Origin of the sequence: Nocardiopsis sp. NPDC006139 (assembly GCF_040614155.1) — a bacterium.
Taxonomy (GTDB): Bacteria; Actinomycetota; Actinomycetes; order Streptosporangiales; family Streptosporangiaceae; genus Nocardiopsis; species Nocardiopsis changdeensis.
Map to the genome: position 1 here is coordinate 226,647 of NZ_JBEXTT010000004.1, position 16,342 is coordinate 242,988.

The following is a 16,342-nucleotide window of genomic DNA, read 5'->3' on the forward strand; positions in this document are numbered from 1 at the left end:
GACCCGGCCACCACCGGAGGCGGCGCGGTGCCCCCGCCCCGCCGGGCCCTCCACCCGACCGGGGCGGCCGGGGCACGGCCGGAGGGCCTTCACCCCGAGGGGCCAGCCCCCGACCCCCGGCGCGACCGGGGCCCCGGGGCGGAGGCACCCCCACGGCCCGGGCACACGACGGCGCCCGCCGCCCCCTCCGGGGCGGCGGGCGCCGTGCGTCCGTCCTTCGCGCCTTACGCGTTGACCGCGTACGGGCTGCGCGCGATGAGCGCACCGTCCCGGTCGGCCAGGGCGCGCTCGACCGCGGCCGCCACCCGGTAGGTGCGGTCGTCGGCCAGCGGCGGGGCCATGATCTGCAGGCCCACCGGCAGCCCGTCCTCCGGCGCCAGGCCGCACGGCACCGACAGCGCCGCGTTGCCCGCCAGGTTGGACGGGATGGTGCACAGGTCCGCCAGGTACATCGCCATCGGGTCCTCGGCGCGCTCGCCGATCGGGAACGCGGTGGTCGGCGTGGTCGGCGAGACCAGCACGTCCACGCTCTCGAACGCCGCGTCGAAGTCGCGCTTGATGAGCGTCCGCACCTGCTGGGCGCTGCCGTAGTAGGCGTCGTAATAGCCGCTGGACAGCGCGTAGGTGCCCAGCATGATCCGCCGCTTCACCTCGGGGCCGAAGCCCTGGGCGCGGGTCAGCGACATGACCTCCTCGGCGCTGCGCGTGCCGTCGTCGCCGACGCGCAGCCCGTAGCGCATGGCGTCGAACCGGGCCAGGTTGGACGAGCACTCGCTGGGCGCGATGAGGTAGTACGCCGACAGGGCGGCGTCGAAGCTGGGGCAGGACACCTCGACGATCTTGGCGCCCAGGGACTCCAGCAGCTCCAGGCTCTCGTGGAAGCGCTGGCGTACCCCGGCCTGGAAGCCGTCGCTGTCCAGCTCCTTGACCACGCCGACGCGCAGGCCGTCGATGTCGCCGCGGCGGGCGGCCTCGACGATCGGCGGGACGGGGGCGTCGATGGAGGTGGAGTCGCGCGGGTCGTGCCCGGAGAACGCCTCCTGGAGCAGGGCGGCGTCGAGCACGTTGCGCGCGAACGGGCCGGGGGTGTCCAGGGAGGAGGCGAACGCGATCATCCCGTACCGGGACGAGCCGCCGTAGGTGGGCTTGGCGCCGACCAGGCCGCACACGGCGGCGGGCTGGCGGATGGACCCGCCGGTGTCGGTGCCGGTGGCCAGGGGGGCCTCGAACGCGGCGACGGCCGCGGAGGACCCGCCCGAGGACCCGCCGGGGATGCGGTCGGTGTCCCACGGGTTGCGGGTGACCTGGTAGGCGGAGTTCTCGGTGGAGGAGCCCATGGCGAACTCGTCCATGTTGGTCTTGCCCAGGATGACCAGCCCGGCCTCGCGCAGGCGCGCGGTGACGGTGGCGTCGTAGGGCGGCTGCCAGCCCTCCAGGATCTTGGAGGCGGCGGTGGTGGGCATGTCCTTGGTGACGAACACGTCCTTGTGGGCGACGGGCACGCCGGCCAGCGGGCCCTGCTCCTCGCCCGCGGCGCGGCGGGCGTCGACGGCCCGGGCCTGCTCCAGGGCGGTCTCCCGGCGCACGTGGAGGAAGGCGTTGATCTCGCCGTCCACGGCCTCGATCCGGTCCAGGTAGGCGTTGGCGGCCTCCTCCGCGGAGACCTCGCCCGCCTTGATCGCCGCGCCGAGGTCGGCGGCGCTGAGACTGACGATGTCGCTCATGGCTACTCCTCCTCCCCGAGGATGCGCGGGACCCGGAACCGCTGCTCCTCCACCGCCGGGGCCCCGGACAGGGCCTGCTCCGGGGTGAGGCACGGCCGGGCCTCGTCGGGGCGGAAGACGTTGGTCAGCGGCAGGGCGTGCGAGCTCGGCGGGATGTCGCCCTTGGCGACCTCCTGCACCTTGGCCACGGCGGTGAGGATGTCACCGAGCTGGGCGGCGAGCGTGTCGAGCTCGCTCTCGTCGAGCGCCAGCCGCGACAACCGGGCGAGGTGCGCGACCTCATCGCGGGTGATGGCGGTCATGAGTGTCTAACCGTTTCTTCGGCGGACGGGTGATCAGCACAATCCTATTGGCCCGAGTCCGCCGTGCGTCCCCGGTCGCCGTCACCGGAGGCCCATGACGCTCTCCCTCTCGGCGGCGTCGTAGTGGACGACGACGGCGCCGGGAACACTGATCGCGTCGTGTACGGTCATACCGCCTTCCGTGTCCAGGGTGAGGACAGCGGACCCGTCGGCCCCCTCGAAGCGGCCGAACCCCTCAGGACCCGATGGACTCTCGGAGTACTCGCCCAGATAGAGAACCCCGTCGGCCAAGCCGACCCGGTGGCCGTCGGACACAAGGTCACTGCTCATGGCCACGTCGCCGCGGTCCAGCGTCCGCTCGACGTTCCCGGACCGGTCCTGGACGCGATACTCACCCGTCTCGGTGTCCCACAGCCCCATCATCGAGCCGTCCGGTGAGGTCCACAGCAACTCGGTTCCCTTCAGATTCGTGGCCTCGCCCGCCTCGACGTCGAACAGCGAGATCCCCCACTTGTGGGGGAAAGCATGGCGGATGAGAACCAGACCGCCGGGACGGGGAACGAGCTCCCTTTCGAGAGAGTCGTAGGGCATTTCGCCGACGGAATGCTCGACACGCCAGAGCTCTTCCCCTGTCTCCGGGTTCAGGCCCACGAATTCCGAGGTGAATTCCCGGCCGACGGTCATGGCAACGCTGTCCTCGCCCTCCGGCTGCTCAAAGCACGTAGTCGCGGCCACGACCACTTCGTCCCACGCGATCAGGTCGTCGACCCATCCCTCGTGCGGGCAGTTCGGAACGTCCTCAGTGGCCCAGAGCGTCTCGCCCGTGTCCAGTTCAAAGGAACTGACCGAGTCCGGCGAGTCAGCGAGGACCCAGGTGCCCCCTGTGACACCGGATAGCGCGGCGTTCAGGTTCCAGGAGGAGAAAATCCAATCGTGGTCGAGTTCGGAAAGATCGACAGTGTACTCGTAGGCGACCCGCCCGGTGTCTTTTTCCAGGACGACAGTCCAAGACCCTTCTTCATCGTGGAGTACGACATAGGAACCGTTATCCGTGACAGCACCCAGAAGCTCCCGGCCTGTGTCACGGTAAGTCCAGAGTTCTTCCCCGGTTTCCCCCGCCAGTGCGACGACACCATTGTCCAGAAATACCAGCACTCCTTCCCCCGCCTGAGCAACGGCTACCGGTTCGCTGCCCCGCGGAGCCGACCAAGTCCAGGCGACCTCATCGACCCTCTCCCGGTACGCCGGCGCTTCCCCAGGCTCATGTGTGCTGGACGCGGCACCAGAGAGGGAGCACCCGGCGACAAGAAGCAGAGCGACAGCCGACACAGAAAAACGATTTCCCAATGAAGAAATTCTCAAAAACCTCAACCAACCCTGTTCACAGACCCCACCGCCCACAAAAAATTCAATCACTGCGTGGGGACATTGCCCCACTTGTTACCGGTCTTCTGGAAATCTCGAATGAAATCCTCCACAGCCTCCCTGGTATCGCTCTCACCATCCGGCCAAGGAAGATCATCGATGTCGCTGTAGTATTGCGAGAGGAGGCTATCGGATCCGGACAATCCCCAAGTGGAGTGGTCCGGGGGAACATAGATTTCACCAGATCCATTCCTCCTCGCAATGCCCTCTTCTTCGAGCTCTTCCATCAACTCTGGATCCCGCTCAGCCGCAGCACCGAGCGCGTATCCCATCATGCGCTCGGAATCGACCCAGTCCCCATTGACCTCGACCCGCGGCTCAGCTGGTTCACCCGAGACCCGGAACGCCTCACCCATGGCGGTTTTGGCTATCTCCACGATCAGACCGGACACATCCTGGTCTCCGGCGATCCCACCCAAAGCATTGATCGCCGCACCATTCACTCTGTTCCGATAGTCAATGAAGTCTTCATCGTTGGATCCGCGAATGACGCTCTCGTTCAACAATGCCACTTCCACCAGGCCCTGGAGGCTGGCCGCATCATTGATCGCCACGTAATCCCTGTCTCCGACATTGGTCGAGTATTCTTCCATTGCTTCCGCAGTACGATATGCGGCCTCTACGTAAACCTTGACCGCAGCATCCGGATCCGCCACGACGAGCTGAGTGAATGCCATTCGAGTCTCTGCCGGTATTTCAGGGCTTTCGCCATGCCCGAGTTCGACGTTATCCGGCAGGCCATCAGTATTAGCGAAGGCATCCTGGAACGAGATGAAGATGTCAGCGAACCCATCCGCCAACTGAGGGTTCAAGTGCCCCGCCGAGACGTTGTGCCAGGTATTCCCGTCCTCGTCCTCCACGTGTTCCCCGGTGCCGAACATGGACTCCCGGAAATCCTCGTTCTCCAGGAGGCCCATCAGCCCGAGCAAGGCGGTTTCGCGGAGGCCCCCCGCCGTGTCGTCATCACCGGCGCTGGGACCTCCCTCCGCGATCCAGTCGGTGATCCCCCGGATCGCGGCCCCGTCATCCCCCCAGTCGTAGGTGTACAGGTGCTCCAGCGTCTCGGTGCGCTGGTCCTCCGCGTTCTCCCCGCCCCAGGGCAGTCCGGCGTTCACTCCGGGCGGGTACTCTCCCGTGAGAAGCGCGTAGTTGGCGTCGTCGTTGCGTGTGGCGACCTCCAGGAGACCGGACATCGGCCCGTCGTCCCCGCCGAGGTCGTCGCCCCACATGCCGAGGCGCTCCGCCTCCCTGCCCACACAGTCCATCAGGCGCGTCGAGAACTCCGCACCGCCCTCGAGTTCCTCGTCGGCGTGGGAGAGCAGCTCGTTCAGTCCCGCGGCCTGCTCCTGCCAGGCCTGGTAGAGGGTGGGCACACCCCGGCCCGACATGTCCGAACTGAAGTCGGGTCCTTCGACGACGTCGCGCACGCTCTCCGGAAGGACGTCGTACCCACCACCCAGACTCTGGTCGGACAAGGTCAGGAGACCGTCGCCCAGAGTCCCCAGGACCTCATTGCGCTGTTCCTCGGTCAGGTGGTCACCGTCGAGACGGTCCGGAAGACCGACCACTCCGCCCTCGGACGCCTCGTCCAAGGCGGCGTAGAACTCCTCCAGATACTCGATCTGGTAGTCGAGTGGTTTCTCCCCGTTCCGCTTCGCGTCCATGGCGAGGGCGTTGACCGCCGCCAACTGGTCCATCAGGCGGTGGTACTCGTCGTCCGGTTCCTTCTCACCGGTCAGGTACGGCAGCAGGTTCTCGGCGTCCCTGCCTCCGGTGCCGAAGGTAGCCGGGTAGTACAGGATCTCTCGCGTGGAGTTGTAGGCCGCGAACCCGAGCACTCCGGCATCGATCAGTTCTCGGAGGTTCTCCACCGTGGGCCCGCCCCTCAGGTTGGCGGAGTTGTCCCCGGCCTCCCCTTCGAGGGTCTCCCAATAGCCGATGGCGCGATCGTTGAGGACACCGGCCAATCCCCGGCGTGCCTCGATCACTCCCGCGTCATCGGGAGGAAGGCCGAAGTTGTCGCGGAGTGCGGCGTCCCACTCCTCCTGTAGCCCCGCGATACGGGACTTGTAGCGATCAACGTCCCCGCTCCATTTGGTGAGCACGCCCCACACGTGCCAGCACACGGTCAGTGCGGAGGTCCATGCCGAGTGGTTGTCGTTCGCGGTCGCGTAGATGTCTTCGGCGATCAGGTCGGAGAACTCCCTGGCAGCGCTGTTGAAGAGCGCCTCCAGGTTCCCGTTCTTTCCAGTGATCCGGGAAACGATGCCGAGCATGTCTTCTGCGGCCTGATCGAGTTTCCCCGTGTCGATGTCACAGGGCGGGGGAGAGAAGTACACGGGTTTCCTTCGAAGAGCGATCAGTAGAGGTTGATCGAGCGGGGGAGCGGCACATCGACCGACTCGTAGAGTTCGCCGGACTCTGCATCGGTGTTGGCCGCCCCCGCGGCACCGCCCTGGACGTTCTCCGCCAAGGAGACTCCGTGTTCCTCGACTTCCGCGATCACGCCGGCCTGCTCCGATCCGTACGTGGACCAGCCGGTGACCTGGGGATCGTCCTTACAGGCATCCTCCGCGGACTGGAGGACGTCATTGAAATCGGCGTGCAGACCGTTGAATCCGGCCGCATACCGTCCAGCGGCACCACCCGCTCCGTGGGCGTCCTCGACGTTGACACCGACCGTGTTCTGGGGCATGGGGGAAGGCTTCCGTCGGCTCCGGGAAACTGGGACGCCGTTCAAGTTAGCAGTCGGACACCCAAGGTGATTTCACAGAATGACGGTTTCCGGTGGCCGAAAACGGTCATCCGCGCGATCGGGTGTCGATATCCGCCGTGTGTCCGGCGAGCCAGGCGGGGACGTCGGCGGCGGGCATCGGCCGGGCGAAGTAGTGGCCCTGGGCGGCCTGGCAGCCGGTGTCGCGGGCCGCCTCGGCCAGGGCCCGGGTCTGCACCCCCTCGGCGGTGGCGCGCATGCCGAGCGCGTTCACCAGGGCGATGGCGGCGCGGACGACGGTGGGGCCGTTGCCGGTGCCGTCGGTGAGCCGGGCGGTGAACGACCCGTGGATCTTGACCTCGTCCAGCGGCAGCCCGGCGAGCTGGACCAGGGTGAAGTGGCCGGTGCCGAAGTCGTCCAGGGCCAGCCCCACCCCCAGGTCGCGCAGCCGGTGGACGGCGGCGGTGGCGGCCTCGGTGTCGGTGATCAGGGCGTTCTCGCCGATCTCCAGCACCAGCCGCTCGGGCGGGACCCCGTGTTCGGCCAGGGCGGCGGCCACAGTGTCGGGCAGGTCGGGGTGCAGGAGTTCGCGCACGCCCAGGTTGACGGAGACGGGCAGCATGACGCCGCGCTCGCGCCAGCGCGCGGCGCGGGCCAGGGTGATGTCCAGGACCTGCCCGGTGAACGCCCGGAACAGGTGGGACTCCTCCACGACCGGCATGAACTCCCCCGGCTCCAGCAGCCCCCGGGAGGGGTGCCGCCAGCGGGCCAGGGCCTCCAGCCCGACGGCGTGCCCGTCGTCCAGGCTGACCTTGGGCTGGTAGTGCATCTCCAGGGCGCCCTCGGTGAGCCCGCGGCGCAGTTCGCTGAACAGGCTGAGCCGGGCGGTGGAGTTGCGGTCCTTGCCGGGGTCGTAGGACTCCACCCCCGAGCGGGCGGACTTGGCGACGTACATGGCGACGTCGGCGCGCTGCATGAGGTGCTCGAAGTCGACGGCGTCCTCGGGGTGCAGGGCGATGCCGATGCTGGCCTCCAGGTCGAGGTCCATGCCGTCCAGGCGGACGGGTTCGCTCAGGGCGCCGCGCAGCCGGGCGGCGACCTCGGCGGCGGCCTCGGTGTCGCGGATCTGGGGCAGCAGCACGGCGAACTCGTCGCCGCCGAGCCGGGCGACGAGGTCGCCGGGGCGGACGCTGTGGGTGAGCCGCCCGGCGACCGTCTGGAGCAGCCGGTCGCCGGTGGGGTGCCCCAGGGTGTCGTTGACCTCCTTGAACCGGTCCAGGTCGAGTAGGAGCAGGCCGACCCGGCCGCCGCGCCGCCGGGCGGCGTCGATCTCCTGGTGGGCCCGGACGGTGAGGAGCTTGCGGTTGGCCAGCCCGGTCAGCTCGTCGTGGTTGGCCTGGTGGTCGCGTTTGACCGACAGCAGGGCGCTGCCGTGCAGGGCGAGCAGCGGCAGCGCGAACAGCGGCACGTACAGCACCGAGTGGGTCGCGGTGACGGCCACGAGCGGCGCCAGGGTGATGAGGACGGCGTTGACCCGGGCCTGGCGCCCGATGCCCTTGAAGAGGACCTGGGACAGCGACACGCGTTCGTGCATGGCGACGGCGCAGGTCACCAGCACCCGGTTGACCGCGAAGTAGGCGGCCCCGGCCAGCCCGACGGCGATGAGGCCCTCTCCGGCGGGGATCCAGCCGGTGGCGCGCAGCGGCGGCAGGACCAGGCGCAGGACGGCGTCGGCGGCGCCCAGGGACAGCACGTACTGGGCGGCGTTGAACGCGGTGCGGTGGGCGGCGTGGCCGCGGGCGAACCCGGCGATGACGGTGGCGGCGGCCTGGACGAGCCCGGCCAGGGGCAGCCCCTGGAAGATGACCAGGGCCAGGGAGAACGGCAGCGAGGTGGGGACGCCGTCGCCGGGTGCCTGTCCGGGGATGGCGATGGGGCGCAGCTCGCCCAGTACGACCATGACGAGCAGGACCCAGGTGAGGGGTTCGACGGCGTACCGGAGCAGGTCGGGACCGGCCCACAGCAGGGCGGCGGCGAGCAGGAGCGTCCCGGAGACGACGGTGCCCGCCATGTACAGCCAGAGCGGGGTGCCGGCGCGGGGGCCGATGTCCCGGGTGCTGATGGGGTCTCTCATGCGTGCTGTCCTCATGAGGGGGACGCGGAGACCGGCGGCACCGTCGGTGCCACCGCTCCTGATGGTTCCGGCCTGCGGGAGCGGTCACCCCTCCATGACCGAATCCCGGGATCGGTGGTGCCCGTTTCACGGGGTGCGTTGTCCACCTTACGCCGCTTCGTCACCAAGTGTCGCCTGTTCGGAACTATCAGTTAACCAAGACGCGGGTCGATTGTGACGTGAACCGGGAAAAAGATACGGCGGCCCGGAACGAACCCCGATCCGCACGCCCGCAGAACAGGCGTGCGGTTCCGGGCGTGCCGGGCCGCCGTATCCGGTGCGCTACTCCTGCGCGGGGGCCTCCTCCGCCGCGTCCCCGGAGCCGTCCCCGGCCTTTTCGGCCTCGGCCTCGGCTCCGGCGGCGCCCCCGTCCCCGGGCTCCTCCTCCGGCGGGTTGATCCGCACCTTCTCCGCCGCCTCGGGCCCCGCCTCCAGCAGCACGCGGAACCCCTGCTCGTCGAGGATCGGCACGCCCAGCTTGACGGCCTTGTCGTACTTGGACCCGGGGCTGTCGCCCACCACCACGAACCCGGTCTTCTTGGACACCGACGCCGTGGCCCGGCCGCCGCGTTCGGCGATCGACTCCTTGGCCCCGTCCCGGGTGAAGCCCTCCAGCGAGCCGGTGACCACCACGGTCACCCCGTCCAGCACGCCCGAGAGGGCCTCGTCGACCTCGTCCTCCATGCGCACCCCGGCCGCCGCCCACTTGGCGACGATCTCCCGGTGCCAGTCGACCTCGAACCACTCCCGGATGGAGCGGGCGATGGTCGGGCCGATGCCGTCCACCGCGGCCAGCTCCTCCTCCGAGGCGGCGCGGATGGCGTCCATCGACCGGAAGTGCCGGGCCAGGTCCTCGGCGGCGCGCGGGCCCACGTGCCGGATGGACAGCGCCACCAGCACCCGCCACAGCGGCCGCGACTTGGCGATCTCCAGCTGCTCGAACAGCTTCTCCACGGTCTTCTTGGGCTCGCCCTTGAGGTTGGCGAAGAACGAGACGACCTTGGGCTCGCCGGTCTTGGGGTCGGTCTTGGGCTCGGAGGTGTCGGGGTCGAGCACGTGGGTGCGGATCGGCAGCAGCTGCTCGACGGTGAGGTCGAACAGGTCGCCCTCGTCCTTGAGCGGGGCGTCGGCGGGCTCCAGCGGCTGGGTCAGCGCGGTGGCCGCCACGTACCCGAGCGCCTCGATGTCCAGGGCCTTGCGGCCGGCCACGAAGTACACCCGCTCGCGCAGCTGTCCGGGGCAGGACCGGGCGTTGGGGCAGCGCAGGTCGACGTCGCCCTCCTTCTGCTGGCCCAGCGGCGTCCCGCACTCGGGGCACTTCTCCGGCATGACAAACGGCCGCTCGCTGCCGTCGCGTTTCTCCACCACCGGCCCGACGATCTCGGGGATGACGTCGCCCGCCTTGCGCAGCACCACCGTGTCGCCGATGAGCACGCCCTTGCGCTCGACCTCCTGGGCGTTGTGCAGGGTGGCGAACTCCACCTCGGACCCGGCGACGAACACCGGCTCCATCACGCCGTAGGGGGTGACCCGGCCGGTGCGGCCCACACCGACCTTGATGTCCACCAGTTTGGTGGTGACCTCCTCCGGCGGGTACTTGTACGCGATCGCCCAGCGCGGGGCGCGGCTGGTCGACCCCAGCCGCCGCTGGAGGGCGAAGTCGTCCACCTTGATGACGATGCCGTCGATCTCGTAGGCGGGCTCGTGCCGGTGCTCCTGGTAGTGGGCGACGTAGGCGCGCACCTCGTCCATGGTGGACACGACCTTGTAGCGGTCGCTGAGCGGCAGCCCCCACTCCCCCAGCAGGGCGTACGCCTGCGACTGGCTCGTGAACCGCACGTCCTCCGAGCCCTGCGCCGGGGTATAGGCGCCCACGCCGTGCACGATCATCGACAGCGGCCGGGTGGCGGTGACCCGCGGGTCCTTCTGCCGCAGCGAGCCGGCCGCGGCGTTGCGCGGGTTGGCGAAGGGGGTGTGCTCGCCGGTCTCGGTGATGCGCCGGTTGAGCGCCTCGAACGCCTCCACCGGCAGGAACACCTCGCCGCGCACCTCCAGCAGCTCGGGCGCCGGGCGCACGCTCTCGTCGAGCCGCTCGGGCACGACGTCGATGGTGCGGATGTTGAGGGTGATGTCCTCGCCCACCCGGCCGTCGCCGCGGGTGGCGGCGCGCACCAGGCGGCCCTTCTCGTAGACCAGGTCCACGGCCAGGCCGTCGATCTTCAGCTCGCACAGGTAGGCGCCCACGGGCACCTCCGCCGAGGCGCGGTCCGCCCAGGCGTTCAGCTCGTCGAAGTCGAAGGCGTTGCCCAGGCTCTCCATCCGCACCAGGTGCTCGACCGCGGCGAAGTCGACGCTGATCGGCGCGCCGACCTTCTGGGTGGGCGAGTCCTGGGTGATGAGCTGCGGGTGCTCCTCCTCGATGCCGCGCAGCTCGGCCATGAGGGCGTCGTACTCGGCGTCGGAGATGACGGGGTTGCCCAGGTAGTAGCGGTAGCTGTGGTCGTCCAGCTCCCGGGAGAGCTCCTCGTGCCGGTTGCGCGCCTCGTCGGGGATCTCGGTGCTGTTCTCGGGCGCCACGTGGCCGCCTTTCCGTCTCGTGCTCGACTACGACCGGTGGGGCTCGTCCCGCAGGACGCGCGCCCCGTTCCGGACGGCCTTCAGGGCCGCCCGGGCGTGCTCGGGGGAGGCACCGGCCAGCCCGCACGCGGGGGTGGGCACCACCGCACGGGTCAGCAGGTCAGGGCCGAAACCCAGCCGGTTCCACAACTCGCGTACGACCTCGACGTTAGCCGCCGGGTCGGACATTCGGTCGCGCTGCGCGGGGGGCGGATCGACCGCCGGAACGACGCCCAGCATCAGGCCGACACCGGCCTCCACGGCGGTGCCGACCATGTCGTCGTGGCGCCGGTCGAGCAGCGCGGCGTCCAGGCCCAGCGCCCGCGCGCCGCTGCGGCGCAGCAGGTCCAGCGGGGCGTCGGCGGCGCAGCAGTGGACGGCGGGCACCGCCCCGGCCTCCTCGACGGCGCCGAACAGGGTGCGCAGCACCTCCTCCACGCGGACCCGGTCCACCGCGCGCAGCCGCCCGTAGCCGCTGGCGGTGGGCAGTGCGCCCATGAGGACGGCGGGCAGGGAGGGCTCGTCCACCTGGACGAGGAGGCGGGCGCCGGGCACCCGCTTGCGGGCCTCGGCGATGTGCGCGAGTACCCCCTCCAGGTGGGAGGCGGCCAGGTCGCGGTAGGCGCCGGGGTCGGCGGCCATGCGCTGGCCGTTGCGCAGTTCGACGGAGGCCGCCATCGTCCAGGGGCCGGCCACCTGGATCTTGAGGGCGCCCTCGTAGGCGTGGGCGTGCTCGGCCAGGAGGTCCAGGTCGCGGGAGAGGAAGCCGCGGGCGCGGTACAGGTCGCGGCCGGGCGAGTCGGCGACGCGCCAGCCGGTGGGCTGTACCTCGACGGGGAACTCCACCAGGAGCCCGGCGGTGCGGCCGATGACGTCGGCGCCGACCCCGCGGCCGGGCAGCTCGGGCAGGTGCGGCAGGTCGGGGAGTTCGCCCAGGACGGTGCGGACCGCCTCGTCGGGGTCCTCTCCGGGCCAGGACCCGACCCCGGTGGAGGAGGCGGCGGGCCAGGGGTAGGGGTGCTGTTCGCTCACATCGCCCAAGGTTAGGGCAACGGCGGGCCAAGGAACGGTACGGCGCGGCCGCCCGGCCGGTCCGGCGCCGGGAGGGGGCGGCGCGGCGGCTCGCGGGGCGGGGTCAGCCGGCGGCGGTGCGCTCGGGGGCGGAGCCGGTCCCGGAAGCGGTGCCGTCCTCGGCCCCGGGCTCCTCTGCTTCGGGCTCCTCGTCCCCGGCGCCGTGCCCGGACGCCCGCGCCCCGCGGCTCCGGCGGCGCAGCAGCACCATGGCGGTGACCAGCACGGCCGCCACCGCGACGACGCCCACGGCGGTCCACGGCGAGTCCAGGAAGAGTTCCAGCCAGGTGCCGACGATCCCGGAGATGACCATGCCCCACAGGCCCGCCCAGGCCAGGCCGCCCAGGAACACGGCGGCGAAGTAGCGCGGGAAGCGCATCCGCACCACGCCCGCGGACAGGTTGATGGCGGTCTGCATGCCGACGGTGAAGAAGCTCAGGGTGACCACGGGGGCGCCGTAGCGGTCCACGAGGTTCTTGGCCCGCTCCAGGCGGGGCCCCAGGCGGGCGCCCATGCGGCTGCGGTTCACCCCGGCGCCCAGCCCGCGGCCGATCCAGTACGTCGCGGGGGCGCGCAGCAGGATGACGACGAGCAGGGTGAAGTAGACGACCCAGAAGGGTTGTCCTTCGAGGAAAGCGAACTGGGGCATGGACGGGTCTCCCAACCTTGACCCCCCTGAGTTTGCATTGCCTTACCTAACCCGGGCAAGGGGCGAAGGTCGGAACGTGACCGAAAAGCTGCCCCGTTCGTCCCTTTTTGTCCGATGGGTGGTGAGACTCACGCCCCGCCCGCCCGCGGCTCACTCCCAGGTCAGGCGGACACCGCCGCGCGCGACGTCGCGGAGATCGTCGCCGACCCCAGCACCGTGTCGCCCCGGTCCCCGTCGTAGACCACCACGGCCTGCCCGGTCGCCACCCCGGTGGCGGGCTCGGCCAGCCGCACCACCAGCTCGGGGCCGTCCGCGCCGTCCCGCTGGTGCACCTCGGCCCGGTACACCTCGCCGTGGGCGCGCAGCTGCACGTGGCAGCCGACGGGCTCGGCGGGCGGCTCGGCGCCGCTCCACACCGGGCGCACCCCGGTGATCGTGTCCACCCGCAGCGACTCGCGCGGGCCCACCGTCACCGTGTTGTTCACCGGCTCGATGGACAGCACGTAGCGCGGGTTCGGGGAGCCGCCCAGGCCCAGGCCCTTGCGCTGGCCCACCGTGAACGCGTGCGCCCCGCCGTGCGAGCCCAGCACGTTGCCGTCCTCGTCGAGGATGTCCCCGGGCCGCTCCCCCAGCCTGCGGTTGAGGAACCCGGCGGTGTCGCCGTCGGCGATGAAGCAGATGTCGTGGCTGTCGGGCTTGTCGGCCACCGACAGGCCGCGCCGCTCCGCCTCGGCCCGCACCTCGGCCTTGGTGCAGTCGCCCAGCGGGAACATCGCGTGCTCCACCTGCTCGGCGGTGAGCACGCCCAGCACGTACGACTGGTCCTTGTCCCGGTCCACGCTGCGCACCAGCCGCCCGTCGACCTTGCGGACGTGGTGGCCGGTGGCGACCGCGTCGAAGCCCAGGGCGACGGCGCGGTCCAGCACGGCCTCGAACTTGATCTTCTCGTTGCAGCGCAGGCACGGGTTGGGGGTGTTGCCGGACTCGTACTCGGCGACGAAGTCCTGCACGACCTCTCGGTCGAACTCCTCCGACATGTCCCACACGTAGAAGGGGATGCCGATGACGTCCGCGGCCCGGCGGGCGTCGTGGGAGTCCTCCACCGTGCAGCACCCGCGGGCGCCCGTGCGGTAGGACTGCGGGTTCTTGGAGAGCGCCAGGTGGACGCCGGTCACGTCGTGGCCCGCCTCGGCCACCCGGGCCGCGGCGACCGCGGAATCGACCCCGCCCGACATGGCGGCCAGTACACGCAAAGTCATAGTGCTTCCAGCCTATGCGCCCGCCGGGGGTGTGCGGGGCGGGTGTGGTCGTCCGCTCTGCGAAAATCGACCCATGGCTCTGTTCCGTCGTCGCCGCTCCAACGACACCACCGATTCGACCGCCGCGATCACCGCGTTCTGGGAGGCCTGGCCGTCCCTGCGCGACCCCCTGGCCGAGGCCGCCGAGGCGGACCGCCCGGTCTCCGACGAGGCCGCCGAACGGGTGACCGCGCTGGTCAAAGCCGTGCACCCGGACCTGGACTGGGAGGTGGGGCCGGCGCCGAGCGCACCCGCCCCCGACCTGACCGACCTGGACCTGTCGATGGACGTCGACCCCGACGAGCTGCTGGCGCGGCTGGCCGCGCTGGACGACCCCGGCTCCCTGGCCGAGCCCGCCGCCCACGCCCTCACCCTGCGTCCGGGCGCCTCCGACGACGCCCGCATCCAGTCCGAGCGCTGGGCGCGCTCGGCCCCCGAGGACGGCGCCTGGCGGTTCCTCCCGGCGCGGCCCGCCGACCACGACGGCCTGACCCGGACGGTGACCTGGGACGGCCACGAACTGGACCTGTCCCACGTGTCGGTGTCGATGCGCGTGAACCACGCCACGGGCCGGATCGAGGTGGGCGTCTACCACCCGGACAACATGTTCCTGTCCGAGGAGGTGCGCCGCTCCCTGGCGGACCACGTGGTGATGCTCGCCCTGGGCGAGGACGACATGGTGCGCTACATCGCCAAGGTGGACCCGCTCGACGAGTCGCCCATGGACCCGCTGCCGCCCACGTCGATCCCCGCGACGGTGCGCCAGATGGTGGACATGCTCGGCGGCGGCGAGGGCGGCTGGGTCACCCTGCACGGGACCGGCCCGGGCCGCGGGCGGGTGACCTTCTCCGCCCGCCACCCGCTGACCCGCCGCGACTTCCCGGCGCTCACCCTGGCCGTGCGCGTGATCGTGCCCTACGCCGAGACCACCGCCGACGGCAGCCCCGGCGAGTCGTCCGAGCTGGCCCTCCAGGACCTGGAGAACCGGCTCAACCGGGTGCTGGGCGACAACGGCGCGCTGTTCATGCACCAGACCGTGCCCGGCCGCAAGGACATGCTGTACTACCTCGACCCCGACTCGGGCGCGCTGGCCCCGTTCGAGGAGGAGCTCAAGGGCTGGGCCGAGGGCGACCTCAAGCTCAGCACCCAGCTGGACCCGGCCCGGAGCGTGTTCGGCGGCCTGCTGCGCCCCTACCGCTCCTTCTTCAAGAACTGACGCGTCAAGCGGCGCGGGCCGGGCGTGGACTCCCGTTGACCGTGGGACGACCCGGTGCGGACCCTCCCGCACCGGGGGCGCCGCGCGGGTCAAGTCCTGTCACCGCGTTGCACATCTGGCGCTCAAGCCCCAAGAGGCGTAACGTGGCCTCCCCGCCAGGAGGATGATTCGGCCTGATGGACGGTGTGCTTCCCCGCGCTCCCACGGGCCGGCCACGGATCGCCGCGGTCGGTGCGATCCTCGCCCTGTGCCTGGTGGGCGCCCCGCTGATGTCGCTCTTCCCGCTGGCGCTGTGGGAGTTCTCCCGCGCCCTGACGCTGAGCGACGCGGGCATGGGGCTGTTCCTGCTCGCCCCGGTGGTCACCGGGGTCGTCCTGCTCATGGCGTGGATGGCCGACCGCTGGCTGGCCGGGTTCGGCGTCGTGCACGCCCTGACCTGCTCGGTGCTGGTGACCGGCACGGCCATGGCGGTGCCGGTCGTCGTGTCGTTCCTGGCCCCGGACGCCGCCCCGCTGCCGGGCGGCCCCAACGTCAACATCCCGTTCCTGACCGGGGTGATCTCCACCCTGGGCCTGGGCGCCGCCATGCTCTCCACCCGGCTGCCGGGCGCCCGCGCCCCGGGCACGCTGCCCGCCGTGGCCGTGGTGTTCGTCCTGCTGCTCCTGCTCCCGGTGCTGTCCGAGGCGATGCGCGGCCACACCGCCGCCGAACGGGCCGGGGCGCTCATCCGCGGCTACGGGCGGCCGATCACCGTCCTGGACCACCCGGACTGGACGCTGGCCGCCGCCCACCGCACCCACCAGGGGCTGCGGCTCACCTACCTCGACGGCGACGGCGCCCCGCTGTACGTGGTCACCTGGGACCGCGCCTCCGAGGGGATCGACCAGGGCTGCGACTACCCGGGGACGCGGTGCGTCCGCAGCGGCGACACCGTCGCCGTCCACCACTCCGCGACCGAACCGGCCGAGCTGCGCGTCGCCATGGGCGACGGGCGGATCGTGAGCCTGTCCCCGGGCTGCGGCCCCGGGGCCGACCTCGCCGCCGCGGCCGACCGCCTGCGCCCGGAGTCCCCGGGCGAGCGCGACCTCCTCGCCGAGGCCCTCGCCCCCCTCCCCTGGCGCTGACGGCCCGCCCCGGGCGCCGGACGGACCCCCG

General features: G+C 71.0%; 12 protein-coding genes. 2 read left to right on the plus strand and 10 right to left on the minus strand.

Features of this window, described 5'->3' with window-relative positions; all coding sequences use genetic code 11:
- Positions 1-224 precede the first annotated feature (224 nt).
- The 10 genes from gatA to mnmA all read right to left on the minus strand — a co-directional run bounded on the left by gatA (position 225) and on the right by mnmA (position 13,932).
- The gene (gene gatA, locus ABZ249_RS07140) at positions 225-1,724 is read right to left on the minus strand and encodes an Asp-tRNA(Asn)/Glu-tRNA(Gln) amidotransferase subunit GatA (RefSeq protein WP_220563152.1); all 1,500 of its coding nucleotides are present in this window, start codon (positions 1,722-1,724) and stop codon (positions 225-227) included.
- A gap of 2 nt (positions 1,725-1,726) precedes the next feature.
- Entirely contained in the window at positions 1,727-2,026 is a 300-nt protein-coding gene (gene gatC / locus ABZ249_RS07145) for an Asp-tRNA(Asn)/Glu-tRNA(Gln) amidotransferase subunit GatC (protein ID WP_220563153.1), read from the minus strand.
- A gap of 81 nt (positions 2,027-2,107) precedes the next feature.
- A complete protein-coding gene (locus tag ABZ249_RS07150; RefSeq protein WP_355258410.1) occupies positions 2,108-3,463 on the minus strand; it encodes a PQQ-binding-like beta-propeller repeat protein in 1,356 nt (451 codons plus the stop codon).
- Positions 3,439-5,790, minus strand: a complete 2,352-nt coding sequence (locus tag ABZ249_RS07155) for a hypothetical protein (RefSeq protein ID WP_355258413.1) — start codon at positions 5,788-5,790, stop codon at positions 3,439-3,441. The genes ABZ249_RS07150 and ABZ249_RS07155 overlap by 25 nt, the downstream gene beginning before the upstream one ends.
- 20 nt (positions 5,791-5,810) lie before the next feature.
- Positions 5,811-6,146, minus strand: coding sequence for a hypothetical protein (locus ABZ249_RS07160; RefSeq protein WP_355258416.1), 336 nt, complete (start codon positions 6,144-6,146; stop codon positions 5,811-5,813).
- Between the two features lie 106 nt (positions 6,147-6,252).
- Positions 6,253-8,298, minus strand: coding sequence for an EAL domain-containing protein (locus ABZ249_RS07165; RefSeq protein ID WP_355258419.1), 2,046 nt, complete (start codon positions 8,296-8,298; stop codon positions 6,253-6,255).
- A gap of 321 nt (positions 8,299-8,619) precedes the next feature.
- Positions 8,620-10,914 (minus strand): NAD-dependent DNA ligase LigA, encoded by a 2,295-nt coding sequence (gene ligA / locus ABZ249_RS07170; protein ID WP_355258422.1) that lies wholly within the window; start codon positions 10,912-10,914, stop codon positions 8,620-8,622.
- A gap of 27 nt (positions 10,915-10,941) precedes the next feature.
- A complete protein-coding gene (locus tag ABZ249_RS07175; protein ID WP_355258425.1) occupies positions 10,942-11,985 on the minus strand; it encodes a methionine synthase in 1,044 nt (347 codons plus the stop codon).
- A 103-nt stretch (positions 11,986-12,088) separates the two neighbouring features.
- Positions 12,089-12,673, minus strand: a complete 585-nt coding sequence (locus ABZ249_RS07180; protein ID WP_355258428.1) for a VTT domain-containing protein — start codon at positions 12,671-12,673, stop codon at positions 12,089-12,091.
- Positions 12,674-12,834: 161 nt separating this feature from the next.
- On the minus strand, positions 12,835-13,932 hold the full coding sequence (gene mnmA / locus ABZ249_RS07185) for a tRNA 2-thiouridine(34) synthase MnmA (protein WP_255646837.1): 1,098 nt from the start codon (positions 13,930-13,932) through the stop codon (positions 12,835-12,837).
- A 73-nt stretch (positions 13,933-14,005) separates the two neighbouring features.
- Between mnmA and ABZ249_RS07190 the strand changes: the two genes are divergently transcribed.
- On the plus strand, positions 14,006-15,187 hold the full coding sequence (locus ABZ249_RS07190; RefSeq protein ID WP_355258432.1) for a DUF695 domain-containing protein: 1,182 nt from the start codon (positions 14,006-14,008) through the stop codon (positions 15,185-15,187).
- A 176-nt stretch (positions 15,188-15,363) separates the two neighbouring features.
- Positions 15,364-16,311 (plus strand): hypothetical protein, encoded by a 948-nt coding sequence (locus tag ABZ249_RS07195; protein ID WP_355258435.1) that lies wholly within the window; start codon positions 15,364-15,366, stop codon positions 16,309-16,311.
- Positions 16,312-16,342 lie beyond the last annotated feature (31 nt).